This is a genomic window from Streptomyces mayteni (genome assembly GCF_054783955.1).
In genome coordinates, this window is sequence record NZ_BAAGPR010000045.1 from 1 (window position 1) to 22,739 (window position 22,739).

At 69.9% G+C, this 22,739-nt stretch carries 26 protein-coding genes, 1 pseudogene and 2 riboswitches; of the genes and pseudogenes, 15 read left to right on the forward strand and 12 right to left on the reverse strand.

Annotation, left to right across the window (positions count from 1 at the left end):
- Positions 1–1,240: cellulose-binding domain-containing protein (locus ACYVPE_RS20235; protein WP_461035059.1), on the reverse strand; the 1,240-nt coding region annotated here is incomplete at its 3' end.
- Positions 1,241–1,634: 394 nt separating this feature from the next.
- Between ACYVPE_RS20235 and ACYVPE_RS20240 the strand changes: the two genes are divergently transcribed.
- Complete coding sequence (locus ACYVPE_RS20240) at positions 1,635–3,359, forward strand: glycoside hydrolase family 6 protein (protein ID WP_461035060.1); 1,725 nt, start codon at positions 1,635–1,637, stop codon at positions 3,357–3,359.
- Between the two features lie 66 nt (positions 3,360–3,425).
- Here ACYVPE_RS20240 and ACYVPE_RS20245 read toward each other — a convergent pair whose 3' ends face one another.
- From ACYVPE_RS20245 to ACYVPE_RS20260, 4 genes are all read right to left on the reverse strand, one after another.
- Positions 3,426–4,283: a bifunctional 5,10-methylenetetrahydrofolate dehydrogenase/5,10-methenyltetrahydrofolate cyclohydrolase gene (locus tag ACYVPE_RS20245; protein ID WP_461035061.1), complete on the reverse strand. Its 858-nt coding sequence runs from the start codon at positions 4,281–4,283 to the stop codon at positions 3,426–3,428.
- Between the two features lie 22 nt (positions 4,284–4,305).
- Positions 4,306–4,390: riboswitch (ZMP/ZTP riboswitch) on the reverse strand.
- Positions 4,391–4,924: a 2'-5' RNA ligase family protein gene (locus ACYVPE_RS20250; RefSeq protein WP_461035062.1), complete on the reverse strand. Its 534-nt coding sequence runs from the start codon at positions 4,922–4,924 to the stop codon at positions 4,391–4,393. It abuts the riboswitch before it with no gap.
- 5 nt (positions 4,925–4,929) lie between these two features.
- Positions 4,930–5,145 carry a DUF397 domain-containing protein gene (locus ACYVPE_RS20255; protein ID WP_461035063.1) on the reverse strand — a complete coding sequence of 72 codons (216 nt, stop codon included), beginning with the start codon at positions 5,143–5,145 and terminating at the stop codon, positions 4,930–4,932.
- A gap of 8 nt (positions 5,146–5,153) precedes the next feature.
- Positions 5,154–6,011 carry a helix-turn-helix domain-containing protein gene (locus ACYVPE_RS20260; RefSeq protein ID WP_461035064.1) on the reverse strand — a complete coding sequence of 286 codons (858 nt, stop codon included), beginning with the start codon at positions 6,009–6,011 and terminating at the stop codon, positions 5,154–5,156.
- 148 nt (positions 6,012–6,159) lie between these two features.
- On the opposite strand from ACYVPE_RS20260, the gene ACYVPE_RS20265 reads away from it, so the two are divergent.
- The 8 genes from ACYVPE_RS20265 (at position 6,160) to ACYVPE_RS20300 (ending at position 10,785) form a co-directional block, all read left to right on the forward strand.
- Positions 6,160–6,531 (forward strand): hypothetical protein, encoded by a 372-nt coding sequence (locus ACYVPE_RS20265; protein ID WP_461035065.1) that lies wholly within the window; start codon positions 6,160–6,162, stop codon positions 6,529–6,531.
- 98 nt (positions 6,532–6,629) lie between these two features.
- Positions 6,630–6,881 carry a hypothetical protein gene (locus ACYVPE_RS20270; protein ID WP_461035109.1) on the forward strand — a complete coding sequence of 84 codons (252 nt, stop codon included), beginning with the start codon at positions 6,630–6,632 and terminating at the stop codon, positions 6,879–6,881.
- Positions 6,853–7,374, forward strand: coding sequence for a DUF6879 family protein (locus ACYVPE_RS20275; RefSeq protein ID WP_461035066.1), 522 nt, complete (start codon positions 6,853–6,855; stop codon positions 7,372–7,374). Before ACYVPE_RS20270 ends, ACYVPE_RS20275 begins: the two co-directional genes overlap by 29 nt.
- Positions 7,375–7,401: 27 nt before the next feature.
- A complete protein-coding gene (locus tag ACYVPE_RS20280) occupies positions 7,402–8,250 on the forward strand; it encodes a helix-turn-helix domain-containing protein (RefSeq protein ID WP_461035067.1) in 849 nt (282 codons plus the stop codon).
- A gap of 63 nt (positions 8,251–8,313) precedes the next feature.
- Positions 8,314–8,565 carry a DUF397 domain-containing protein gene (locus tag ACYVPE_RS20285; RefSeq protein WP_461035068.1) on the forward strand — a complete coding sequence of 84 codons (252 nt, stop codon included), beginning with the start codon at positions 8,314–8,316 and terminating at the stop codon, positions 8,563–8,565.
- A gap of 8 nt (positions 8,566–8,573) precedes the next feature.
- On the forward strand, positions 8,574–9,044 hold the full coding sequence (locus tag ACYVPE_RS20290) for a hypothetical protein (RefSeq protein ID WP_461035069.1): 471 nt from the start codon (positions 8,574–8,576) through the stop codon (positions 9,042–9,044).
- Positions 9,045–9,047: 3 nt separating this feature from the next.
- Positions 9,048–9,929 carry a JmjC domain-containing protein gene (locus ACYVPE_RS20295; RefSeq protein ID WP_461035070.1) on the forward strand — a complete coding sequence of 294 codons (882 nt, stop codon included), beginning with the start codon at positions 9,048–9,050 and terminating at the stop codon, positions 9,927–9,929.
- 28 nt (positions 9,930–9,957) lie between these two features.
- Positions 9,958–10,785: an SOS response-associated peptidase gene (locus ACYVPE_RS20300; protein WP_461035071.1), complete on the forward strand. Its 828-nt coding sequence runs from the start codon at positions 9,958–9,960 to the stop codon at positions 10,783–10,785.
- Positions 10,786–10,807: 22 nt separating this feature from the next.
- Here the strand turns inward: ACYVPE_RS20300 and ACYVPE_RS20305 are convergent, their stop codons facing one another.
- Positions 10,808–11,233: a hypothetical protein gene (locus ACYVPE_RS20305; RefSeq protein WP_461035072.1), complete on the reverse strand. Its 426-nt coding sequence runs from the start codon at positions 11,231–11,233 to the stop codon at positions 10,808–10,810.
- Between the two features lie 318 nt (positions 11,234–11,551).
- Between ACYVPE_RS20305 and ACYVPE_RS20310 the strand changes: the two genes are divergently transcribed.
- From ACYVPE_RS20310 to ACYVPE_RS20330, 5 genes are all read left to right on the forward strand, one after another.
- Positions 11,552–12,181 carry a sigma-70 family RNA polymerase sigma factor gene (locus ACYVPE_RS20310; RefSeq protein WP_461035073.1) on the forward strand — a complete coding sequence of 210 codons (630 nt, stop codon included), beginning with the start codon at positions 11,552–11,554 and terminating at the stop codon, positions 12,179–12,181.
- A complete protein-coding gene (gene rsrA, locus ACYVPE_RS20315) occupies positions 12,178–12,519 on the forward strand; it encodes a mycothiol system anti-sigma-R factor (RefSeq protein ID WP_461035074.1) in 342 nt (113 codons plus the stop codon). The genes ACYVPE_RS20310 and rsrA overlap by 4 nt, the downstream gene beginning before the upstream one ends.
- A gap of 279 nt (positions 12,520–12,798) precedes the next feature.
- Entirely contained in the window at positions 12,799–13,791 is a 993-nt protein-coding gene (locus tag ACYVPE_RS20320; protein ID WP_461035075.1) for a tetratricopeptide repeat protein, read from the forward strand.
- An 81-nt stretch (positions 13,792–13,872) separates the two neighbouring features.
- A complete protein-coding gene (def, locus tag ACYVPE_RS20325) occupies positions 13,873–14,502 on the forward strand; it encodes a peptide deformylase (protein WP_461035076.1) in 630 nt (209 codons plus the stop codon).
- A 101-nt stretch (positions 14,503–14,603) separates the two neighbouring features.
- Positions 14,604–15,338 (forward strand): D-Ala-D-Ala carboxypeptidase family metallohydrolase, encoded by a 735-nt coding sequence (locus tag ACYVPE_RS20330; protein ID WP_461035077.1) that lies wholly within the window; start codon positions 14,604–14,606, stop codon positions 15,336–15,338.
- A 38-nt stretch (positions 15,339–15,376) separates the two neighbouring features.
- Here the strand turns inward: ACYVPE_RS20330 and ACYVPE_RS20335 are convergent, their stop codons facing one another.
- The 4 genes and pseudogenes from ACYVPE_RS20335 to ACYVPE_RS20350 all read right to left on the reverse strand — a co-directional run bounded on the left by ACYVPE_RS20335 (position 15,377) and on the right by ACYVPE_RS20350 (position 18,164).
- Positions 15,377–16,201, reverse strand: a complete 825-nt coding sequence (locus ACYVPE_RS20335) for an intradiol ring-cleavage dioxygenase (RefSeq protein WP_461035078.1) — start codon at positions 16,199–16,201, stop codon at positions 15,377–15,379.
- A 333-nt stretch (positions 16,202–16,534) separates the two neighbouring features.
- Entirely contained in the window at positions 16,535–16,852 is a 318-nt protein-coding gene (locus ACYVPE_RS20340; RefSeq protein WP_461035079.1) for a helix-turn-helix domain-containing protein, read from the reverse strand.
- Positions 16,849–17,209 (reverse strand): annotated as a pseudogene (locus tag ACYVPE_RS20345) (type II toxin-antitoxin system RelE/ParE family toxin). Before ACYVPE_RS20345 ends, ACYVPE_RS20340 begins: the two are co-directional and overlap by 4 nt.
- A gap of 61 nt (positions 17,210–17,270) precedes the next feature.
- Positions 17,271–18,164 carry an SDR family oxidoreductase gene (locus tag ACYVPE_RS20350; protein WP_461035080.1) on the reverse strand — a complete coding sequence of 298 codons (894 nt, stop codon included), beginning with the start codon at positions 18,162–18,164 and terminating at the stop codon, positions 17,271–17,273.
- 99 nt (positions 18,165–18,263) lie between these two features.
- Here ACYVPE_RS20350 and ACYVPE_RS20355 point away from each other — a divergent pair, with 99 nt between their 5' ends.
- Positions 18,264–18,842: a TetR/AcrR family transcriptional regulator gene (locus ACYVPE_RS20355; RefSeq protein ID WP_461035081.1), complete on the forward strand. Its 579-nt coding sequence runs from the start codon at positions 18,264–18,266 to the stop codon at positions 18,840–18,842.
- Between the two features lie 75 nt (positions 18,843–18,917).
- Here the strand turns inward: ACYVPE_RS20355 and ACYVPE_RS20360 are convergent, their stop codons facing one another.
- A complete protein-coding gene (locus ACYVPE_RS20360; RefSeq protein WP_461035110.1) occupies positions 18,918–19,874 on the reverse strand; it encodes a ribonucleotide-diphosphate reductase subunit beta in 957 nt (318 codons plus the stop codon).
- 65 nt (positions 19,875–19,939) lie between these two features.
- Complete coding sequence (locus ACYVPE_RS20365; RefSeq protein WP_461035082.1) at positions 19,940–22,312, reverse strand: ribonucleoside-diphosphate reductase subunit alpha; 2,373 nt, start codon at positions 22,310–22,312, stop codon at positions 19,940–19,942.
- Positions 22,313–22,491: 179 nt separating this feature from the next.
- A riboswitch (cobalamin riboswitch) is annotated at positions 22,492–22,619 on the reverse strand.
- Positions 22,620–22,739: the final 120 nt, after the last annotated feature.

The window sequence follows — 22,739 nt, forward strand, 5'->3', positions numbered from 1 at the left end:
CGTCCTGGATCCAGTGCATCCCGTAGATGTCACTCGTCCCGTACGCCGACCGCAACTCCGCCGCCAACGGGTCGGAGCCCACCGGGATGTTCGGGTCGAGGCGGGCCGGGTAGTTGGCCGGGTTGGTGGACTCGGGCGCGTACGTCGCCGGTGACGAGGCGTTGTAGAAGCTGTTCGTCGGCTGCTCACTCGCCTCGGGGATCATCCACTCCTCCATGATCCCCCAGGCCTGGTTGAACGGGCCCCAGTCGCTGGTCACCCGGCCGTACTGGGCCTCCAGCCAGATCAGGTAGGAGTACGCCTCGGACGTGGTCTCGTGACCGTGGTCCGGCGCCTCGACCAGCAGCGTCTCCACCGAGTGGTACGGGATCCCCTCGTCCGAGAAGTACCCGTTCGCCGGATCCTTGATCTCCCGGTAGAGGTCGAGGAACCGCTGCTCGTACTCGCCGTCCGCCTGGCCCAGTTGGGTCGCCGTGACGGTGGCCGCGGTGTGGCCGGGAGCCGAAGCCGTGAACACCGCGGAGCCGCTGCCGGTGGCCGCGGCGGCGATCGTGATGTTCTGCGTGATGCTCCAGTTGGCCGGCGTGAACGTCCTGGACGACGCGCCCGAGACGCTCAGCCCGGTGTTGCCGCTGGTCCTGGCGACGCTCACCGTGACGTTGGAGGTGGGCTGGGTGTTCAGCCGGATCCCGAAGCTCGCGGACTGGCCCGGCTGGATGGCCAGCGAGGCGGGCGTGGCGACGACCGCGGCCTGCCCGACCGGGTCCTCGCCGCACACCGTGCCGTTCAGCCGGAAGGTGGTCGGCGCGGTGTTGCTGCCCGAGTAGCTGAAGTTGGCGCCGGCCGAGGTCGAACCGCCGGCCGGGATGGTGCCGTTGAAGCTCTCGTTGGTCACCGTCACCGTCTGGCCCGACTGCGACCAGCGGCCGTTCCAGCCCTGCTGGAGTCGCTGGTTGCCGGAGTACTCGTACGACAGCGTCCAGCCGTTCATCGCCGCTGTCGTCTCGTTGTGGATGGTGACGTTGGCCGTGAAGCCCGAACCCCAGTCGTTGGCCGAGTAGTCGACGCTACAGGTGGCGGCCGCGGCCTGGACGTCGCCGCTGTTGCCGAGGCCGGCCGTCAAGGCCAGCGGCAGCGCCAGCGCGACCAGTGCCGCCAGGCGCCCGCGCCTGGCGGCACGCCGGCGTCGGACCTCGGATGGGGGCGACGCCCCCGCTGGTGCTCGTCTGCGAACCCGCATGACAGCGGTCCCTCCTTGCGGCTCGTCGGGGGGTGAGGAAGGTGCCTGGTGCCGGTGGTCGCGGTGTGGCGAGAGCGAAGCCGAGTGGCAGGCTCTGTGAACACGAAGAGTGGGAGCGCTCCCAAGAATGTGACTGCGACGAGTACGCGTCAAGACCTTTGACACCATGACGTGTGGAGGCGGTGACTTCCTTGTCTTTGCTGGGGACTCTGGTCATGAGCCCGACACATTTCTTGAACGGAACTATGGCGAACCGGTGAGTTGGCCGCTACCTTCCCTTCAAAGAGTGGGAGCGCTTCCAAGGGCCGGACGCCGCGGACGGGCGTCATACCGGTCGCTATGACACCCGGCACACGCGCGGCATCGGACACCTGCAACCACCGAAAGGAACTCCATGAGCCGCACCAACCCCCCACCCCGTCGCAGACGCGGCGCCCTGTTCACGGCGGGCGTGCTCGCCGCCACGGCGCTCGGCACCGGCGGCCTGATGCAGGGGACGGCGTCGGCCGCCGCCTTCGCCTGCTCCGTCAACTACTCCGCGAATGACTGGGGTTCTGGCTTCACGGCCAACGTCACCATCAACAACGTGGGGGACACCGCCACCACCAACTGGACCCTCGCCTACGCCTACTCGGGCAACCAGCGACTCCAGTCCGGCTGGAACGGCACCTGGTCGCAGTCCGGGCAGAACGTCACGGTCAGGGACGCGGGCTGGAACGCCCGCATCGCGGCCGGCAGCTCGGTGACGGCCTCCGCCAACTTCAGCTACTCGGGCACCAACGCGGCCCCGACGAGCTACTCCGTCAACGGCATCGCCTGCAACGGCACCCCCGGTGGCCCCGGCCCAGGGGACCCGGGCACGCCCGGCACGCGGGTGGACAACCCGTACGTCGGCGCCGACGTGTACGTGAACCCCGAGTGGTCGGCCCGCGCGGCCGCCGAGCCCGGCGGCAGCCGGATCGCCAACCAGCCCACCGGCGTCTGGATGGACCGGATCGCGGCCATCAACGGCGTCAACGGCGGCATGGGCCTCCGCGACCACCTGGACGAGGCCGTCGACCAGGCCGGCGGCGACGACTTCGTGTTCCAGGTCGTGATCTACAACCTGCCGGGCCGCGACTGCGCGGCGCTCGCCTCCAACGGCGAGCTCGGCCCGACGGAGATCAACCGCTACAAGAGCGCCTACATCGACCCGATCGCCGACATCCTCGCCGACCCGGCCTACGCCGACCTGCGGATCGTCACCGTGATCGAGATCGACTCGCTGCCGAACCTCATCACCAACGTCAGCCCGCGGGAGACCTACACCCCGCAGTGCGACACGATGAAGGCCAACGGCAACTACGTCGAGGGCGTCTCCTACGCGCTCTCGGAGCTGGGCAACATCCCGAACGTCTACAACTACATCGACGCCGGCCACTACGGCTGGATCGGCTGGGACGACAACTTCGGCGCCTCGGCCGACCTCTTCTACCAGACCGCCACCCACGGTCAGGCCACGGTCGACGACGTGCACGGCTTCATCGTCAACACGGCCAACTACGGCCCGACCACCGAGCCGTACTACACGATCAACGACTCGGTCAACGGGACGTCGGTCCGACAGTCGGACTGGGTGGACTGGAACCGCTACGTGGACAACCAGTCCTTCGCCCAGGGCTTCCGGCAGGAGCTGGTCGGCAACGGGTTCCGATCCGGGATCGGCATGCTGATCGACACCTCGCGCAACGGCTGGGGCGGCTCCGACCGGCCGTCCGGGCCCGGTCCGCGCACCGACGTGAACGCCTTCGTCGAGGGCAGCAGGCTCGACGGTCGCATCCAGGCCGGCAACTGGTGCAACCAGTCGGGTGCCGGTCTCGGCGCCCGACCCACGGCGGCTCCGGCCTCCGGGATCGACGCCTACGTCTGGATCAAGCCGCCGGGCGAGTCGGACGGTTCGAGCTCCGCCATCCCGAACGACGAGGGCAAGGGCTTCGACCGGATGTGCGACCCGACGTACCAGGGCAACCCCCGCAACAACAACAACCCGTCAGGCGCGCTGCCCAACGCGCCGCTCTCCGGCCACTGGTTCTCCGCCCAGTTCCAGCAGTTGATGACCAACGCCTACCCGCCCCTGTGATGCGGCGGCACGGCTGACGACCAACCCCTGAGAGGGGCTGGGGCACTCGCCCCGGCCCCTCACCCCTCACCCCGCGTGCTGCCGAGCGGCGGCGGAGACCGTCTGGGCCAGCAGCACCGCGATCGTCATGGGCCCGACGCCACCGGGCACCGGCGTGATCAGCCTGGCCCGGCCCATCGCCGCCTCGGTGTCGACGTCGCCGACGTTCCCCGGGCTGTAGCCGGCATCCACGACGACGGCCCCCGGCTTGATGTCCTGGCCGCCGATGAACCTGGCCCGCCCGACCGCCGCCACCAGCACGTCGGCCTCCCGGACCACCGAGGAAAGGTCCTCCGTGCGCGAGTGACAGTAGGTCACCGTGGCATCCCGGGCGAGCAGCAGCATGCCGACCGGCCGTCCCAGAATGGGGCTGCGCCCCACGACCACGGCGCGCTTCCCGGCGAGATCCACCCCGTACTCGTCCAGCAGCCGCATGATGCCGCCCGGGGTACACGAGACGAAGCCGGGCAGACCGAGGCTCATCACCGCGAAGGAGTGCGCCGTGACGCCGTCGACGTCCTTCTCGGGCGCGATCGCCTCGAACGCGGCCCGCTCGTCGATGCCAGGACCGACGGGATGTTGCAGCAGGATGCCGTGCACCTCGGGATCTCGCGACAGGTCGCCGATCGCCTCGACGAGCTCCGCCGTGGTGGTCGTGGCCGGCAGCCGCGTGTGCCGCGACCGGATGCCGACCTTGGCACACCTGGCCTGCTTCATCCGGACATAGGTCACGGAGGCGGGATCATCGCCCACCAACACCGTGGCCAGACAGGGCTCGACGCCCGTACGCCTGGCGAACTCCACGGCCCTGTTGGCGGTTTCCGCCAGAACGCGCCTGGCCAAACCGGTCCCGTCCATGAGACCTGCGGTATGAACGTGGGGCATGACGACCTCCCGAGCATCGCGACGACAACGCCCAGGCGCACGGCATGCGACTCCTCGGAGCCGCTCCCCGGTGGTGCTCCACCTCAGCGCCAGTCACGGCCCGCTCGTCACTGTAGCGGAGGTCCGCTCAGCGGGAACTCGGCCCGCTGGTGCCAACGGTCGCCGTCGCTCACCCACAGGCTCACGGCCTCGACGTCGGCGATCAACGGCAGTCGCGCGGTCAGTGTGGCCTCCACCTCGTCGAACACCACCCCCGACTGGCGCTGGGCGACGGTCAGGTGCGGGGTGACGTCCTCGAACAGCCCATCATACGGGGGCACTTCGGCCCACCGCGCCACGACGGCCTCGGTCAGCGCCCGAAAGGGCTGGTCGGGCCCCGGCACGAGGTACAGGATCTCCGGGAATCGCCGGCACTCCTCGAACCGGACGCTGAACGGCCGGTGCGCGCCGAACAGCGCCTCCAACTCCCCGAGCACGCCGGCATCGATCCGATCCACGCCGAGGAACGGCACGAGCACCGTCACATGCGCCGGAACCCCGGCCCCAGCCGAACGGTCAAACCGCCGCCGCCACTCGCCGACCAGCGGCTCGGCTTCCTTCACCACGACCAACAAGGCCGTCTCACCGACGCGGTACGGCATGCGACTCAAACCCCCCGGCCGAACGACCCCACCCGGGCCGCGCCGACGAACCCCCGCCAGGCGCCGGGCGTGAGGACCAGGGCTGCCCGGTCACGATCCTTGGTATCCCGGACCGCCTGGGTCCCGTCGGCCAACCTGCCATGCTCCAGGCAGTTGTTGCCGCTGTTGCTGTAACTGCTGACGTGCCACCGCGCGCCGGCCAGTTCGCGCTGTGCTGTCATCCTCGCCCCTATGCCTGCCTGTGGTATTCCTCCATGAGCGCTTCGATGTGCGTCCTGGAGTCCGCGGGCGACATTGCCGCAGCGGTGTGATCGTCCCACGCGCGCGAGTACCGGCGCACGTGATGCTCCTGCTCCAACAACGTACTCGCGGACAGGTGCTCGAGCCAGACATAGTCAGCCTGCGGTGCGCCTCTCATGCTGAGGATCGAATACGGCGTGTACTGGTCCGGAGGGAGGCTGCGTCGGAGTGGAAGCACTTGGATGTTCACGTTGCGGCGCCGGCTCAGCCCGAGCAGATGGTCAAGCTGGTCCGCCATCGTCCGTGCCGAACCAACCATGGAGTGCAACGCCGTGACGTCCAGTACCGCACGGAGCCGGACCTGACGGCTCTCCAGCAGCTCCTGACGCTTGCGGCGGGTCTCCCGCATCACCTTGGCGTCCGACTCGGTGCGCTGATGGCGGAAGATCTCGTCCATGTACTCCTCGGTCTGTAGCAGCCCGGGCACGAGTTGATTCTCGTAGGTGCGGATCAGCGAGCTGTCCGCCTCCAGCGTCAGGTAGTCCCTCAGGTCGTTGTGGAGCAGCGGGCCCTGCGATGTCCACCAGTCCCGCTGGCGCAGTTGCGCCGCGAGGCGTCTGAGGTTCTGGCGGTCCTTCGCCTCGTCGACGCCGTACAGCGTCATCAGGTGGTCGAGGTCGAGCGGGCGGACGCCCTGCTGACCGGCCTCGATCTTGCTGATCTTGGGCTGGCCGCTCTGTAGCTCGCGGGCCGCGTCTCCCATGGTCAGCCCGGCGGCTTCGCGTAGCCGTCGGAGTTCGTTCCCGAGTCGACGGCTGCGCATGGTGGGCATCTGGGTCTTGGCCATGGGGTTCATCATGGTCGCGAAATCCCGTGTTCAACAACGGGTGTTCAGGTGTTCGCTGGTTCGCTCGAATCTAAAAGGAATACTTGCGATTCGAATCAGGATCACGCCACGCTTGAGGCCGACAACCTCTGCGTAGGGGAGGACTCACGTGAACGAGAGGACGGCGGACGACGTGCGGGCGGAGCTTGGGCGCCTGCTGGCTAACGCCCGCATCGGACTGCCCGAGCTCGCGAAGGGCGGTGGCGGAGAGCCGGACGGATCGATCCACCTGGGCAGCTGCTCGCTGGCCTCGGCCCGTCGCCTGGCCGAACTGCTGCGTCGCGCACCGGCGGCGATGCCCGCCGAGGGGACCCTGGTCTTCGACGAGGACACCCGGATGGTCGCCGTCGTCGCCGAGTGCGTGACGCAGTATGTGTGGCTGCGGTTGCCCGACGCCGAGGAGTGCCGATGGCAGGCGGAACCAAGCCTCGTCCGGCTGATCGCCCCGAGCGAGATCCCGGGCCGTGGCCCGGCCCTCTGAACATGGCCGGATCACGCGCCGTCTGCGGCGTGGAGCGAGTACATAGAGAAGACATCAGTGTTGCAACCATGCGCAACCACATCACAGGGGAGGCAGTGATGGCACTGCTCTTCATCGGGATTGATCCGGAGACCGGCGGAGGGAACTGTCCGGCGGTCTGGGTGGACACGGTCAGGAAGGCTGAGCCGGAGCTCTTGTTCCAGGGCTGGCTGGCAGACGCCGCGACCGAGGCCGAGTGTCTGACGGACAGTCCCAGGCCCGATACCGAGGCCATCGTCCGACTTCCGGCCCGGATGGTGCCGCTCATCAGGGAGGCATGCGATGCCGCGGAACGTGCCTGGGTTCGATGAACTGCTCGACTCGGCGGTGCACATGGCCGCGCACCTGGAGCTGCGTGACCACTATGGCGTCGACGAGGAGCGGCAGGTGGTGTCCGCCTGGCGGGCCAATGACGTCGTGCCCGCCTACGACTCGGAGTTCTGGCGACCTTGGGTGCCGCTCATCGAGCGGACTGTGGCGCGCGGTGTCCAGGTGCGGCGAGCGCGGGTCGTGTCCGAACCGGTCACCGAGTACATCCGCTTCGAGCATGCCATCACCGAGGTGAATCTGCGAGCCGGAGAACAGGTGCGCTGGCTGCCGAGGCGGCTTGCGTCGGATCTGGCGCTTCCCGGGAACGACTTCTGGCTGATCGACGATACGATCGTGCGCTTCAACATCTTCTCTGGTGATGGGGTGGCCCTCGAACCCGAGATGTCCGAGGACACATCGGTGATCAAGCTCTGCGCCGATGCTTTCGACGTGGTGTGGGAGCGGGCTGTTCCGCACGCGGAGTTCACCGTCTGACACAGCACGCACCGGGATAGCCAGTCAATGACCGCTTCACCCTCGTCCGCAGCCCAGGCCGCACGTGAACGACTCGCGTCGCGGCTTGTCGATCTTCGGAAGACGGCGGGGCTCAAAGCGGTCGAGGTCGCTGCCCGGTGCGGTTGGCACAAGTCGAAGGTCTCCCGCATAGAGAACGGGCGGACGCTTCCCTCGGACTCGGACATCCGCGCCTGGTGCCGAGCGTGCGGCGCCGACGAACAGGTTCCCGAGCTCGTTGCCGCGTCCCGCACGGCGGATGAGATGTACGTCGAATGGAAGCGAATTCACCGCACCGGGATTCGGCGGCGCCAGGAGACAGACGTCCCGCTCTACGACCGGACCGAGCTCTTTCGCGTCTACTGCTCCAATGTCGTGCCAGGGCTTCTCCAGACACACGGGTATGCCGAGGCACTGCTCGGCACCATCAGTGAGTTCCAGGGGACTCCGAACGACGCGTCCGAGGCGGCGTCGGCGCGGTTGGCGCGTTCGCGGGTCATCTTCGAGGGGCGGCATCGCTTCGTCCTTCTCGTCGAGGAGCCGGTGTTGCGTTATCGGATCGGCAGCCCGGCAGTGGTGGCCGGTCAACTCGGTTACCTGCTGGAGGTCATGTCGCTGCCGGCCGTGGCGTTCGGCGTGATTCCGTTCAGTGCGCCGCGCACGCTGTGGCCCGTCGAGACCTTCATGATCTTCGACGACGAGCGCGTCCAGGTCGAGACGTTGTCCGCCGAGATCAACATCGCCTCGCCGGTCGAGATCGGGCTGTACGTCAAGGCATTCTCCGAGCTGCACCGGATGGCTGTGTACGGTCCCAGAGCCCGGTCCCTGGTCACGGCGGCGATTGACGCTCTCGGGTGACGTCGGCGCAACTTCATAGAACTTCGTTGAGGCCGGATTCGGCGCGCTTCTACCGTCGCTCGTATGAATCGAGACAAGCCGTCGAACCTCTACGAACTGCCCCTCCAAGAGCCTGAGTTCGTCGCCTTCTGCGGCGGCAACCTCGGCGGGGAGCACGAGACGTGTCTCGCCGTCGCCGAGATCCCCGGTGCGGCTGACGGCTACGTGCTGCGCGACACGAAGCGGGAGGGGTCCCGCCACGAGGTTCGGGCCACCGTCCAGGAACTTGACGCCTTCGCCCTCGGCTGGGCCCGGCGGAGGGGGCTGACGCTCTGAACCGGAACATGACCGGCGAACGTTGGCTGGGCCACTGGCACGGGTACGGCCCCTGGCTCGGCAGCGGCAGGGAGTACGGCGACGAGAGACTGCGCCGCCCTGGCCCATCCGCCGACGATGAACAGACTCGCCAGTTCCTCGACGCGACGGTGCCCCCCATGATGACCGGACACTGGCTGCTCCGCCGGCGACAGACCGCCGCCCACCGCACCTGGCCCACGGCATCCGGCGCTGTCGAGTGGCTGAGCGGGCGGTACGGGGTCAACCCACCGGCCGTTCGTGAGGACGGCCATCCCACTTGCTTCGGCCTGGCCGTCAAGGCCGCCCATGCGATCGATGCGCTGACCAGGGGGAATGACGTGGCCTGGGTGTACTGGACCACGACCGGATCCCTCACGGCCAGCTCCGTGGTGTCGTGCCCCAACCGTCACCACCCGAGGATCGCGTGCCCGCTTCCCCTGCGCACCATGGAGGAGTGAACGATGTCGCTTGATCTCCTGGTGCGCAACGGCTCCGAAGAACTGGTGGGTTCATGGCCCGCCGAACCCCGGCTGACCCGCAGGCCGAACACGCTTCTCGAACGCGCGGTCACCATGGCCCTCCTGGACACCTATATCGACCATGGCCTGTTGGCGCCGCAGCACGTTGCCGTGGTCAAGGATGGGCAGGCCGTTCACCCGGGGCGATACTCGCGGGACGGGGTGCTGCGGCCCGGGAAACTCCGCGCCCTGCTCGCCGAAGGATTCACGGTCAGCCTGCGCGAGATCCAACGGCGCGAGCCCTACCTGGCGGAGATGTCCGTGCGGATCAGGGATGAAACGGGTTATCCGAACCATGTCAGCGCGATCATCAGCCCGCCCGGGGGGCGAGGGCTGGCACACCACTGGGACCAGTTCACCGGAATCGTCACGCAACTCGCTGGCCGCAAACGCTGGCAGCTCTGGCGGCCCGTCGTGGAGTGCCCCACGGGGGAGTATCTGTCGTCGCCGGATCTTTGGAGCCCGGAGTTGCAGAAGCGCCTGGAGGATTCTCCGCCGGACGCCGAGTTCGAGTTGGTTCCTGGAGACACGCTGCTGCTTCCCAGAGGGTGGCTGCACAACCCGTTCTCGGTGGGCGCAGAGGCCAGCCTGCACCTGACGTTCGCCCTGAAGGAGCGGACGTGGTTGTGGCTGGCCCAGCAACTACTCGGCATGGCCATCCACGATGCGTCGTTTCGGGGCGAGGTGCCGCCAGGCACGCTCGGCGGCGAGCTGGACGGCGAGATCAGCACGGCGGCCGCGATGGCGATCGATCATCTGAACCGATTCGACCCGGTCGCGGCCGAGGAGTGGGTTCGTGCTCAGGCGGCGGCGGATGGTTCCTGATCGTGGGCAGCGACTACCCTGGGGTCGCATGTGCGGACGGTATGCGGCCAGTCGGCGGCCGGAGGATCTGGTCGGGGAGTTCGACGTCAAGCTGTGGGACCCCGCCTCGCCCCTCCCGGCGGACTGGAACGTCGCGCCGACCAAGGAGGTCTACGCCGTCCTCGACCGGCCGGTGCGGGACGCGGGGCCCGAGCCGGTGCGGCAGCTGCGGGTGGTGCGCTGGGGGCTCGTGCCGTCGTGGTCCAAGTCGCCGGAGAGCGCCGCGAAGATGATCAACGCGCGGATGGAGACGGCGCACGAGAAGCCGTCGTACCGGCGCCCCTTCGCCGCCCGCCGCTGCCTGCTCCCGGCCGATGGTTACTACGAGTGGGTGACCGGTGGCGAGGAGCGCAAGGAGGAGGAGAAGGGGAAGCGGAAGCGCCCCCGCAAGCAGCCGTACTTCGTGACGCCGGTCGACGGGGCGGTGATGGCGCTGGCCGGGCTCTACGAGTTCTGGCGGGACGCGACGCTGCCCGAGGACCACCCCCGCGCCTGGTGGGCCACCTGCACGGTGCTGACCACCGAGGCCGAGACCGTCGCGCTGCCCCAGCCGGCGGGGGCCGCCGCGGGGATCGCGGCGCCTAGGGCGCTGGTCGACATCCACCCCCGGATGCCGGTCGCGCTGCCGCAGGAGCGCTGGGACGCCTGGCTCGACCCGTCGCGCACCGACCCGGAGGCGATACGCCCGCTGCTCGAGGACCTGCCGACCGGCCGGTTCCGCGCCTACCCGGTGCCCACCGAGGTCAGCAACGTCCGCAACAACGGCCCGGACCTGCTGCGCGAACTCCCGGCGCCGGAGGAGGAGACGCTCTTCTGAGCGGCCGGCGCCGCGTCACGTTTCACGCGGGCAGGCCACGGCGCCGGTGCCGTTTCTCCTCGAACGACGGCTGGCCTGGCCAGGTTGCAAAGCGCAGATTCCCGGCCTCCTCCGGTGGCAGCAGGCCCGCAGCGATGCGCGCGGCCCGGCCCGCCTGGATCCCGGCGATTCGGTAGCCGCGCTCGGAGGAGTCCGTCTCATGGAACGCGCTGTCCTTGATCAGCGCGGCGGCCGTCACCTCGCCGAGCCCGTCCAGCAGGCCCGCACGCAGTGGGGGGAGGAATTCCCCGGGCAGTCGCTCCTCCGGTACGGCGCTGACCAGCTCCAGTACGTCGTCCGCCCGGGGCGGCTCGAAGTCCATGATCAGGTGCGCGAAGGGGCCACCACACGCGCCGAGGTACCGCACGCAGATGTGCACGTCGTGCACGGGAGTCGGCAGAGGAGTCATGCGCACCAACGTAGGGCGCCCGCGGTCTCGCCGGCCAGCGCTTTGGGCGCCGGGAATGCGGCGCGGAATGCGGCGGGGACCCGTGGCGTTGAGGGAGGCGTCATGACGCCACCGAGGGAGAGGGAGACCGCCTCCATGGGTTCCATCGCCTGCCCGCCACGCACCGAGAGTGTGCTCGTCCAGCGGGCCGCCGAGGTCGACTGGGCGACGCTCCGGCTGGCCGCCGAGCGATCGTCCCGACCGGCGCGCCCCACCCCCGGTCGTCTATCCTCCGAAGCGGGTGAGCCCGTACCCGGGCTCATGGCTTTCGCGGAGGAGGTGGGTCCGGTCACGGGCACGGAGGACGGCACGCACGAGGAGACCGACACCGAGCGTAACGCCCGGTTCGAGCGGGACGCCCTGGGCTACCTCGACCAGATGTACTCGGCCGCGCTGCGGATGACACGCAACCCGGCCGACGCCGAGGATCTGGTCCAGGAGACCTATGCCAAGGCGTACGGCTCGTTCCACCAGTTCCGGCAGGGCACCAACCTCAAGGCGTGGATGTACCGCATCCTCACCAACACCTTCATCAACTCGTACCGCAAGAAGCAGCGCGAGCCGCAGCGCAGCGCCGCCGAGGACATCGAGGACTGGCAGCTCGCGCGGGCCGAGTCGCACATGTCGACGGGGCTGCGCTCCGCCGAGTCGCAGGCGCTCGACCACCTGCCCGACTCGGACGTCAAGCAGGCCCTGCAGGCGATCCCCGAGGAGTTCCGCATCGCGGTGTACCTCGCCGACGTCGAGGGGTTTGCCTACAAGGAGATCGCCGACATCATGGGTACCCCCATCGGCACGGTGATGTCCCGACTGCACCGCGGCCGTCGTCAGCTGCGCGACATGCTCGAGGACTACGCGCGGGAGCGCGGTCTCGTCCCAGCAGGGGCTCAGGAAGGCGCTGGATCATGAGTGGCGAACGGTCGCACCCCACGGACTGCTCCGAGGTCCTGGACCGCATCTACGAGTATCTCGACCGTGAGATGCCGGACGGCGACTGCGCCAAGATCCAGGAGCACATGGACGAGTGCTCGCCTTGCCTGGAGAAGTACGGCCTCGAGGAGTCCGTGAAGAAGCTGGTCAAGCGCTGCTGCGGGCAGGACGACGTGCCGACCGATCTGCGGGCCAAGGTGCTCGGCCGGATCGATCTGATCAGGAACGAGGGGGCGGCCGACGCGTCGGGCGCCCCCGACCAGGCGGCCGGCGCTCCTGACCAGGCGGCCGGCGCCGCCGACCAGACCGCCGGCTGACCAGGCCCGCGTTCACCCGATCGGAGTCAGTGGGGAGAGCCGGCCCCACCGGCGCGCGGATCGTTCCGCGCGCCTGAATCTCGCGCCCGGCGGCCGCTCCGGCCGCCCGCGCCTTCCGCGCCCCCACCCCCACCACTTCGCCGTCTCGCGCGTCACCGCCCGCTGCCCCATGCTGTGAGCAGGCACCTGTCCTGCCCAACCCGCCCATGGTTGGATGCCCTCGGGTCAGGACAGGAAGATGTGAAGTACACGCTGTGAAGCGGGAATCAGGCGGGACATGTGAGGATCTTCGGCAGGGTCAGGCAGCGGCCGTCCACGGACTGGCGGCTCGCCACCGACCGGGCGTTCACCCTCATCGACGACGGCCGCTACGAGGACGCGGGCGCGCTGCTCACCCGTGCCGCCGATCTGGAGCCCTGGCTGTCGGAGTCCTGGTTCAACCTGGCCCTGCTGCACAAGTTCCGGCACGACTGGGAGCAGGCGCGGGCCGCCGGCCTGCGGGCCGTGGCGCTGCTCGAACGGGACACCGGCGCCCCCGACTGGTGGAACGTGGGCATCGCCGCCACCGCGCTCCAGGACTGGCCGCTGGCCCGCCGCGCCTGGCAGGCGTACGGGCTGCCGGTGCCGGACGCGGGCTCGGGCGGCGGTGAGCCGCTCGGCATGGATCTCGGCGGGGCCGCGGTGCGGCTCTCGCCTGAGGGCGAGGCCGAGGTGGTCTGGGGCCGGCGGCTCGACCCGGCCAGGATCGAGGTGCAGAACATCCCGCTGCCGTCCTCGGGGCGCCGCTGGGGCGAGGTGGTCCTGCACGACGGCGTGCCGCGCGGCGAACGCACGATGACGGCCGGCGGCGTCACCTCGGTCTACCCGGTCTTCGACGAGATCGAGCTGTGGGCGCCGTCCGCCGTGCCGACGTGGGTGGTGCTGATCGAGGCGGCCACCGAGGCCGACCGGGACGCGCTGGAGCGGCTGGCGGCGGACGCCGGCTTCGCCGCCGAGGACTGGTCGTCCTCGGTCCGGCTGCTGTGCCGGGCCTGTTCGGAGAGCCGGATGCCGAGCGAGCAGGGCGACGGCCTGGCCCAGCACGACCCGCACGACCACAGCGTGCCAGGCCGGCCAGGGCCGCTCGGCCACACCGGCGCCGGGGGGCTCTGGTCGCCGGAGCGCGAGTGCGGGCTCGCGGCGCCAGGGCCGCTGGTGCGCGGCCTGCTGGACGGCTGGGTGGCCGACAGCCAGGACACCAGGGACTGGCGGGACCTGGAAGAGGTCTGCTGAGCGATCGGCCGGGCGGGCCGCGCGGGCGCCGTAAGCTGTACGGGTTACCGCGAGGCGACCGAAAGGCATACGGCGGACACCATGGCGCAGCAAGACACCGATGAGCGGACCAACGACGAGTTCATCGTCGACACCGAGGACTGTGAGGAGCGGGAGACCGCGCACCGCGAGCGGGGCACGGTCCGGCCGATCACCGTCTTCGGGCACCCGCTGCTGCACCGCGAGGTGAGGGACGTCACCGAGTTCGGCGACGAGCTCGCCGCGCTGGTCGACGACATGTTCGCCAGCCAGCGGGCGGCCGAGGGCGTCGGCCTCGCGGCCAACCAGATCGGCGTCGACCTGAAGGTCTTCGTCTACGACTGCGCCGACGACGACGGGGTGCGGCACGTGGGCGTGGTCTGCAACCCGGTCCTCGACGAACTGCCCGCCGAGGAGCGGGTGTTGGACGACAACAACGAGGGCTGCCTGTCCGTGCCGACGGCGTACGCCGAGCTGGCGCGCCCCGATGTCGCGGTGGTGCGCGGCCACGACGCGGCGGGCAACCCGATCGCGGTGCGCGGCACCGGCTACTTCGCGCGCTGCCTCCAGCACGAGACGGACCACCTGTACGGCCGGCTCTACATCGACCGGCTCTCCAAGCGCGAGCGCAAGCAGGCCCTGAAGATGATGGACGAGGGCACGCCGCGCTACGACACGGTGCCGAACGACTGAACGAACGACCTAACGTGGTGTCCGCGCGGGGCCCTTCGCGGCTCCGCGCGGCCAACGTCCCCGTGGTTGACGCGCGTTGACTGCTCGGTCAGGCTGTCCGCATGCTCAGACACGCGGTGCGTCTCCTCCTGTCACTTGTCATGATCGCTTCAGCGGTACTGGTCGGCGGAGTCCTCACGGCCGGCACGGCCCAGGCCGACTCCTGCTACACCTGGAACCGCACGCTCAGCCAGGGCGCCTCGGGCGAGGACGTCAGGCAGCTCCAGATCCGGGTCGCCGGCTACCCGGCCTACGGCGCGGTGCTCGCCATCGACGGGTCCTACGGCCCCGCGACCGCGGCCGCCGTGACCCGCTTCCAGCAGGCGTACGGCCTCAGCGCCGACGGCATCGCCGGCCAGCAGACGTTCAACCGGATCTACGCCCTCCAGGACGCCGACTGCACGCCCATCCACTTCAGCTACGCCGAGCTCAACCGCTGCAACTCCGACTGGTCGGGCGGCGCGGTCAGCGCGGCGACGGCCAGGTCCAACGCGCTGGTCAACATGTGGAAGCTGGAGGCCCTGCGGCACGCGCTCGGCGACCGTCCGATCACCGTCAGCAGCGGCTTCCGCTCCTACGCCTGCAACAACGCGGCCGGCGGCTCGGCCACCAGCCGGCACCTGTACGGCGACGGCGTCGACCTGACCGGCTCGCCCACGCTGTGCACGCTCGCGCAGCGCGCCCGCTACCACGGCTTCAACGAGATCCTGGGCCCCGGCTACCCGGGCCACAACGACCACACCCACGTCGGGAACAAGTCCTCCCGCACCTGGTCGGCCCCGACCTGCGGCATCTGACGCCGACCGCGGGCGGGGCGCCCGGCGCCCCGCCCTCCCTACACGCCGAGTTGGAGCGAGGCGACATAGCCCTGGCTCACATCCCCGGTCACCGTGGCGAGTTGGAGCGACGAGCCGTCGCTGAACACGTTGTCCGTGTCGAGGGAGACCCGGGCGAAGGACTGGACGCTGCGGCTGTAGCCGTCGCTGTCGTAGACCGTGTCGCAGACGTCCTCGGGCAGCGCGAGCTGCGAGGTCTTGATCGCGTTGCCGGCGGCGGTGGCCTGGTCGAGGCCCTGGTAGACCTCGAAGTGGATGTGCGGCCAGCGGCCTTCGTAGCAGGCGGGGAAGACGCTGGTGAACGTCACCTTGCCCGACGCGTCCGTCTCCTGGACGCCGCGCAGGTAGTTCTCGTTCTCGATGCCCTGGGAGTAGAGCGAGTAGTCGCCGTCCCGGTCGCAGTGCCACAGGTACACCGCGGCGCCCTCGAGCCCGGCGCCGCAGCCGCTCGCCGCGTCCACCACGGTGAGCTCGATGGTCAACGGCACGCCCTCGGCCACGCCGCTGGCCGAACCGAAGCTGGACGTGATGTCGCTGCGGACGATCCCGCTCTCGGTGAGCACGTTCACCCCGTTCGACCCGTCCGCCGGGTACGGCCCGCCGGTCTCGTCCGGTATCGCGGCGCACGCGGCGTCCGTCTCCGTCTCCGTGGCTGCGGCGCTCGGCGAGGACGACGCGCCCCCGCCGTTGCTGTTCGCCTCGGCGGCACACCCCGCCACGGCGAGCAGCCCGCCACCCCCCAACACCAACATCCGGCGCCGCGCGAGAGTCGGCAGGTCGAAGGAGAGGCCCCTGTCGTGGTCGTGCAGTTCTTCTTCGCTCATGCCGACATCACAGCGGGGCCGGATGAGGAGTCCATGAGAATCCCCTGATCAGCCCGCTCAGAGTTGCGATGCGGAACGGGGAGAGCGCGGCGCGCGGCCGACCGATACGCTTCGACCGTGCCGCGGCCATCCAGGGAATCCAGGCGAGGCGACGGGGGCGATCCCGAGCCGGACGAGAGCGAGATCAACCGCATCGTTGACGAGCGCATGGCGAAGCCAGGGGTTGGTGTCCCGATCGAGGTTGTCCTGCGGGAGACGTTGGCGCGTGGCGACGGCGGCGCAGAGTGGTCGGCGCCGAGGGCCATCTGACCACATACTCGCCGATGGCCGGTGCTAGGCGATGGCGGCGATGTCGCCGTTGTCGAAGTAGATCGCCTGGTGCAGACGCCCGCCGAGGGCGGCGACGTACCGGGCGAGCACCTCCTGGCCGGAGATCCTGCCCTGCTCGATCTGCGAGACGCGCCCCTTGGTGACCTCCATGCGCGCGGCCACCTGTTCCTGGGTCAGCCCTCGAGCGCGCCGGATTTCTGCCAGCCGATACCCCAGAATCTCTCCCAGTAGCTCCTGCTTGCCCTGTGCGATGACTTCCTCGCCGCCCGCACGCTCGACGAACTCCGCGCGGATGTCCTGCCAGCGTGTGTAACCGTTCACGGTGCGCTCTCCTCCTCGGTGCGGATCTTCACGTAGTGCGCGTAGCGCTGTTCCGCCAGCGGGATCGACTCTTCGTACCACTCCTGCCAACGCCCTCGCTTGTCGCCAGCGACCAGCAGGATGGTGGACCGCCATGGATCGAAAGCGAACAGGATCCGTACGGTGCCCGGTCGCAGCTCCTTGAGGTTCTTTCAACGTTGCCCCATTGATCGTATCGACCAAGGGGCGCCCAAGGCCGGGCCCGCTATCGGCAAGTATGTCGAGTGCCTGAACCACTCGGGTTTGGGCCGCCTGGTCAAGCCGCTCGATCCACTCTCGAACCTCATCGACTACGAAGATCGCCCATTCACGTTGCACCACACGGTGAGTATAGCTCTTGGTATACCCACACCCGGGGGTGCCATATCCGCGTGGTGGGTCACGGCGCGAAGTAGTGCCCTTCCTCCAGGTCATCGACGAGGCCGAGGCCGGTCGGGTGCCAGTCGAGGAGGTCGCGGGTCAGGGCGTTGGTGGCGCGGATGTCGAGGGCGAAGAAGCGGCCGAGCCAGCCGAAGTGTTCGGTCGCCTTCTCGGCCGGTACCGAGGCGGTCGGGAGGCCGAGGTGGCGGCCGATGATCTCGGCGATGGTGCGGGTGGGGACGCCCTCCTCCGCGACGCCGTGCAGGACCGAGCCCGCCGGGGCGCGCTCGACGGCCAGGCGGAAGAGGCGGGCGGCGTCCAGCCGGTGGACGGCGGCCCAGTGGTTGGCTCCTTCGCCGTCGTCGACGTAGCCGGCGACGCCCCGGTCGCGGGCGATGCCGATCAGGGCGCGGACGAAGCCGTGGTCGCCCGGGCCGTGCACGGTGGGCGAGAGCCGTAGTACGACGGAGCGGACGTCGCGCTCGGCCAGCGCGAGCGTGTTGCGCGCGGCGGCGGCGCGCGGGGCGTCCTCGGCCGGCATGTCCCGCTCGGTCAGGGGGTGGCCCGGCGGGTGCCCGGCGAGCCCCGAGGCGATGACCAGCGGCTTCCCCGAGCCGGCCAGCGTCTCGCCGAAGGCGTCGATGGCGGCCAGGTCGGCGCGTTGCGCGCTCTCGTAGTCGGAGAAGTCGTGGATGAACGCGAGGTGGATGACGCCGTCGGCGGCGGCCGCGCCGGCGCGCAGGCTGTCGAGGTCGTCGAGCGCGCCGCGGTGCGGCTCCGCGCCGGCGGCGGCGACGGCCTCGGCCGAGGCGTCGGAGCGGGCGAGGCCGATGACCTGGTGGCCGGCGGCGATGAGCTCGGGAACGACGGCCGAGCCGACGAAGCCGGACGCGCCGGTGACGAACACGCGCATGAGTACTCCCTTGCCGCCCGGACGGGCGGGTCGATGTCAGCGACTGACATCAACGGTAGCAGGTGATGTCAGTCGCTGTCATCGCATAGAATCGACCGCATGGGGCGATGGGAGCCGAACGCGCGTGGCCGACTGCAACAGGCGGCGCTTGATCTCTATGTCGAGCGCGGCTACGAACAGACCACGGTCGCCGAGATCGCCCGGCGGGCCGCACTGACCGAGCGCACCTTCTTCCGGCACTTCGCCGACAAGCGGGAAGTGCTGTTCGCCGGCTCGGAGACGCTTCAGGAGTGCGCCGTGGGCGCGCTCGACGCCGTCCCGGCCGCCGCCTCGCCGATCGACGCGGTTTCCGCCGCGTTGGAGGGGGCGTCCGCGATGTTCCAGGAGCGCCGGGCGTACGCCACGAAGCGGCATGCCGTCATCGCCGCCAACGCGGAGCTGCGGGAGCGCGAGCTCATCAAGCTCGCCGGGCTGGCCACCGGGCTGGCCGAGGCGCTGCGGCGGCGCGGCGTCGGCGAGCCGGCCGCGAGCCTCGCCGCCGAGGCCGGCATAGCCGTGTTCAAGGTGGCCTTCGAACAGTGGATCGGCGAGGCCGACGAGCGGGAACTCGCCGAGGTCGTCAGGGAGTCGCTCGGCGAGCTCAGGGCCGTGACCGGCGGCGGCCAGGTCTCCCGGTAGCCGGCGGTGAAGCGGGGCCGGCCCGCCGCGCGGGGCGCGGCGGGCCGGTGAGGGGAAGGGGCGAGCGAGCGGGGATCAGAACTCGTCGTCGAAGGAGACGTTGCCCTCGACCGCCACCTGGTAGGCGGACGGGCGGCGCTCGAAGAAGTTCGTCAGCTCCTGGACGTTCTGCAGCTCCATGAACGCGAACGGGTTGCGGGAGCCGTAGATCGGCTTCAGGCCGAGCCTGACCAGCCGCTGGTCGGCGACGCACTCCAGGTACTCGCGCATCGACTCGGTGTTCATGCCGGCCAGGCCGTCACCGCACAGGTCGCGGGCGAACTGGAGCTCGGCCTCGACGGCCTCCCGCAGCATCTCCGTGACCTCGCGCTCCATCTCCTCGTCGAACAGGTCCGGCTCCTCCGCGCGGACCGTGTCGACCACGTGGAAGGCGAAGTCCATGTGGCAGCTCTCGTCCCGGAACACCCAGTTGGTGCCGGTGGCCAGGCCGTGCAGCAGGCCGCGGGACCGGAACCAGTAGACGTAGGCGAAGGCGCCGTAGAAGAACAGGCCCTCGATGCAGGCCGCGAAGCAGATCAGGTTCAGCAGGAACCGGCGACGGTCCTCGCGGGTCTGGAGGCTCGACAGGTCGTCGACCGAGTCGATCCAGCGGAAGCAGAACTGCGCCTTCTCCCGGATCGACGGGATGTTCTCCACCGCCGCGAAGGCCGCCGTGCGCTCGTCCGGGTCGGGGAGGTAGGTGTCCAGCAGCGTCAGGTAGAACTGGACGTGCACGGCCTCCTCGAACAGCTGCCGCGACAGGTAGAGCCTGGCCTCGGGGGAGTTGATGTGCTTGTAGAGCGTGAGCACCAGGTTGTTGGCGACGATCGAGTCGCCGGTGGCGAAGAACGCCACAAGACGGCCGATCAGGTGCTGCTCGCCAGGCGAGAGCTTGGCCAGGTCGGCCACGTCCGAGTGGAGGTCGACCTCCTCGACCGTCCAGGTGTTCTTGATGGCGTCCCGGTACCGCTCGTAGAACGCCGGGTAGCGCATCGGGCGGAGCGTCAGCTCGAAGCCCGGGTCCAGCAGGTTCTTGACGGTGGTCTTGGGCGTGGTGGTCACTGGCAGGCCTCGCAGGACTCGGGGTTCTCCAGGGAGCAGGCGACGGCCTGTTCGGGGACGGAAGCGGAGACGGGGACGGCGACGGGCGCGGCGGCGCGGGCGGCCTGGGCGATCCGGGTGGCCGGGCGCGAGCGCAGGTAGTAGGTGGTCTTGAGGCCCTTCTTCCAGGCGTAGGCGTACATCGAGCTGAGCTTGCCGATGGTGGGCGCCGCCATGAACAGGTTCAGCGACTGGCTCTGGTCGAGGTACGGGGTGCGGGCCGCGGCCATGTCGATCAGGGCACGCTGCGGCAGCTCCCAGGCCGTCCGGTACAGCTGCTTCAACTCGTCGGGCAGGCCGGGGAGTTCGGCGACCGAGCCGTTGGCCTCGCGCAGCGCCTCGCGGGTGGCGTCGTGCCAGAGCCCGAGCCGCTTGAGCTCGCCGATCAGGTACGAGTTGACCTGGAGGAACTCGCCGCTCAGCGTCTCCCGCTTGAAGAGGTTGGAGACCTGCGGCTCGATGCACTCGTAGACGCCGGCGATCGAGGCGATGGTGGCGGTGGGCGCGATGGCGAGCAGCAGCGAGTTCCGCATCCCCGTCGTGGCGACGCGCTCGCGCAGCGCGGCCCAGCGCTCGGGCCAGGTGGCGGTGGCCTCCGGGTAGTGGTCCGGGTGCAGCACGCCGTCCGCGGTGCGGGTCTCGGCCCAGCCGCGGTGCCGGCCGTTCCGCTCGGCGAGGTCGGCCGAGGTCTCGTAGGCCGTGAGCATGATGCGCTCGGCGATCCTGGTGGACAGCTCGCGGGCGGCGGGGGAGTCGAACGGCAGCCGGAGCCTGAAGAACACGTCCTGCAGGCCCATCACGCCCAACGCCACCGGGCGCCAGCGGGAGTTGGAGGCGTCGGCCTGGGGGGTCGGGTAGAAGTTCAGGTCGATGACCCGGTCGAGGAACGTGACGGCGGTCCGCACGGTGGCGTCAAGACGCTCCCAGTCCATCTCGCCGTCGTCGCCCAGGTGGGCGGCCAGGTTGACGGAGCCCAGGTTGCAGACGGCCGTCTCGCCGTCGTTCGTGACCTCCAGGATCTCGGTGCAGAGGTTCGAGGAGTGCACGATGCTGCCGGGCCGCGCGGTCTGGTTGGCGGTGCGGTTGGCGGCGTCCTTGAACGTCATCCAGCCGTTGCCGGTCTGGGCCAGGGTGCGCATCATCCGGGCGTAGAGCTGGCGGGCCGGGATGGTGCGCTGGGCCAGGCCGGCCTGCTCGGCGCGGCGGTAGGCGGCGTCGAACTCGTCGCCCCACAGGTCGACGAGCTCGGGCACGTCGGCCGGCGAGAACAGCGACCAGTCGCCGTCGGAGTCGACGCGCCGCATGAACTCGTCGGGGATCCAGTGCGCGATGTTCAGGTTGTGGGTGCGCCGCGCCTCCTCGCCCGTGTTGTCGCGGAGTTCGAGGAACTCCTCGATGTCCGCGTGCCACGTCTCCAGGTAGACGCAGGCCGCGCCCTTGCGGCGGCCGCCCTGGTTGACCGCGGCCACCGAGGAGTCCAGGGTGCGGAGGAACGGCACGATGCCGTTGGACTTGCCGTTGGTGCCGCGGATCAGTGAACCGCGGGCGCGGATGCGGGAGTACGAGAGGCCGATGCCGCCGGCGTGCTTGGAGAGCCGGGCGATCTGGTGGTAGCGCTCGTAGATGGAGTCCAGCTCGTCGGCGGGGGAGTCCAGCAGGTAGCAGGACGACATCTGCGGGTGGCGGGTGCCCGAGTTGAACAGGGTGGGCGAGGACGGCAGGTAGGCGAGCGAGCTGGTGAGCCGGTAGAGCTCGGCCACGTCCTTCAGGGCCCGCTCCGACTCGTCCTCGGCCAGGCCGCAGGCGACGCGCAGCAGGAAGTGCTGCGGGGTCTCGATCACCCGGCGGGTGGTGGGGTGGCGCAGCAGGTAGCGGGACTCGACGGTGCGCAGCCCGAAGTACTCGAAGCGGTCGTCGGCGCCGGTCGTGACGGCGTGTTCGACGAGCGCGTCGAGCCGGGAGGCGTGGCGGCGGACGAACCCGGCGGTGCGGTCGCCGATCAGGCCCTCGCGGTGGCCCACGGCGATGGAGGCGGAGAACGAGTCGGCGCCCTGTCCGGCGGCCTCCTCGCGGATGGCGAGGGTGAGGAGCCGGGCCGCGAGCCGCGAGTACTCGGGCTCCTCGGCGATCAGGCCGGCGGCGGCCTCGATGGCCAGCGAGCGCAACTCGGCCTCGTCGGAGCCGGCATGCCGGCCGCGCGCCACGGCCGCCCCGACCCGGGCGGGGTCGGTGGCGGACAGGTCGGCGGTGAGCTCGGCAAGCGTCAGCGACAGCGTGGTGGGCTGCGCGGCGGTAACCGGCTCCGCGGGTGCGACGGGTGCGATGGTCACTCGATGCTCTCCCTCAATCGAATCGGATCGAATCGATCGCGGGGCGCCGCACGGGACGGGGTCGCGCGCGGCGTCTCGCGGTGAGCACCCGGGGCCGGGCACGACGGCGCACGCGAGCATGCGTGTGGTAGGGCAAAGGCATGCGCGCTGCGTCCGTCGGCCCAGTCCCCGAGGCCCGGACGTCTGTAGGGCTGCCGCCAGGTGGTCGGACTTCACGATGAACCGAACGAATCCGGCTATCGCATACCGTTGCGGGACAGTTCCGGACTCTCACCGGATTCCCCTGGGCGACAACGAGGACGAGCATACATCTTGTGCTGCCCCAACCACGCACCCCTATATGTTGTGTTCCGTGTCTCCTTGGTGACGGAGCGAGGGGAGCGAACATGCGAATGCCGAGGCGCGTGGCGGGCGACGGGCGCCCCGG

Coding starts and splice junctions, on each gene's coding strand:
- ACYVPE_RS20285 (WP_461035068.1), top strand. CDS start 8,314: ATGAATCGAGACAAGCCGTCGAACCTCTACGAACTGCCCCTCCAAGAG.
- ACYVPE_RS20295 (WP_461035070.1), top strand. CDS start 9,048: ATGTCGCTTGATCTCCTGGTGCGCAACGGCTCCGAAGAACTGGTGGGT.
- ACYVPE_RS20300 (WP_461035071.1), top strand. CDS start 9,958: ATGTGCGGACGGTATGCGGCCAGTCGGCGGCCGGAGGATCTGGTCGGG.
- ACYVPE_RS20330 (WP_461035077.1), top strand. CDS start 14,604: ATGCTCAGACACGCGGTGCGTCTCCTCCTGTCACTTGTCATGATCGCT.
- ACYVPE_RS20270 (WP_461035109.1), top strand. CDS start 6,630: ATGGCACTGCTCTTCATCGGGATTGATCCGGAGACCGGCGGAGGGAAC.
- ACYVPE_RS20305 (WP_461035072.1), bottom strand. CDS start 11,233: ATGACTCCTCTGCCGACTCCCGTGCACGACGTGCACATCTGCGTGCGG.
- ACYVPE_RS20355 (WP_461035081.1), top strand. CDS start 18,264: ATGGGGCGATGGGAGCCGAACGCGCGTGGCCGACTGCAACAGGCGGCG.
- ACYVPE_RS20350 (WP_461035080.1), bottom strand. CDS start 18,164: ATGCGCGTGTTCGTCACCGGCGCGTCCGGCTTCGTCGGCTCGGCCGTC.
- rsrA (WP_461035074.1), top strand. CDS start 12,178: ATGAGTGGCGAACGGTCGCACCCCACGGACTGCTCCGAGGTCCTGGAC.
- ACYVPE_RS20335 (WP_461035078.1), bottom strand. CDS start 16,201: ATGAGCGAAGAAGAACTGCACGACCACGACAGGGGCCTCTCCTTCGAC.
- ACYVPE_RS20245 (WP_461035061.1), bottom strand. CDS start 4,283: ATGCCCCACGTTCATACCGCAGGTCTCATGGACGGGACCGGTTTGGCC.
- ACYVPE_RS20250 (WP_461035062.1), bottom strand. CDS start 4,924: ATGCCGTACCGCGTCGGTGAGACGGCCTTGTTGGTCGTGGTGAAGGAA.
- def (WP_461035076.1), top strand. CDS start 13,873: ATGGCGCAGCAAGACACCGATGAGCGGACCAACGACGAGTTCATCGTC.
- ACYVPE_RS20260 (WP_461035064.1), bottom strand. CDS start 6,011: ATGGCCAAGACCCAGATGCCCACCATGCGCAGCCGTCGACTCGGGAAC.
- ACYVPE_RS20290 (WP_461035069.1), top strand. CDS start 8,574: ATGACCGGCGAACGTTGGCTGGGCCACTGGCACGGGTACGGCCCCTGG.
- ACYVPE_RS20360 (WP_461035110.1), bottom strand. CDS start 19,874: ATGCGCTACCCGGCGTTCTACGAGCGGTACCGGGACGCCATCAAGAAC.
- ACYVPE_RS20255 (WP_461035063.1), bottom strand. CDS start 5,145: ATGACAGCACAGCGCGAACTGGCCGGCGCGCGGTGGCACGTCAGCAGT.
- ACYVPE_RS20280 (WP_461035067.1), top strand. CDS start 7,402: ATGACCGCTTCACCCTCGTCCGCAGCCCAGGCCGCACGTGAACGACTC.
- ACYVPE_RS20275 (WP_461035066.1), top strand. CDS start 6,853: ATGCCGCGGAACGTGCCTGGGTTCGATGAACTGCTCGACTCGGCGGTG.
- ACYVPE_RS20240 (WP_461035060.1), top strand. CDS start 1,635: ATGAGCCGCACCAACCCCCCACCCCGTCGCAGACGCGGCGCCCTGTTC.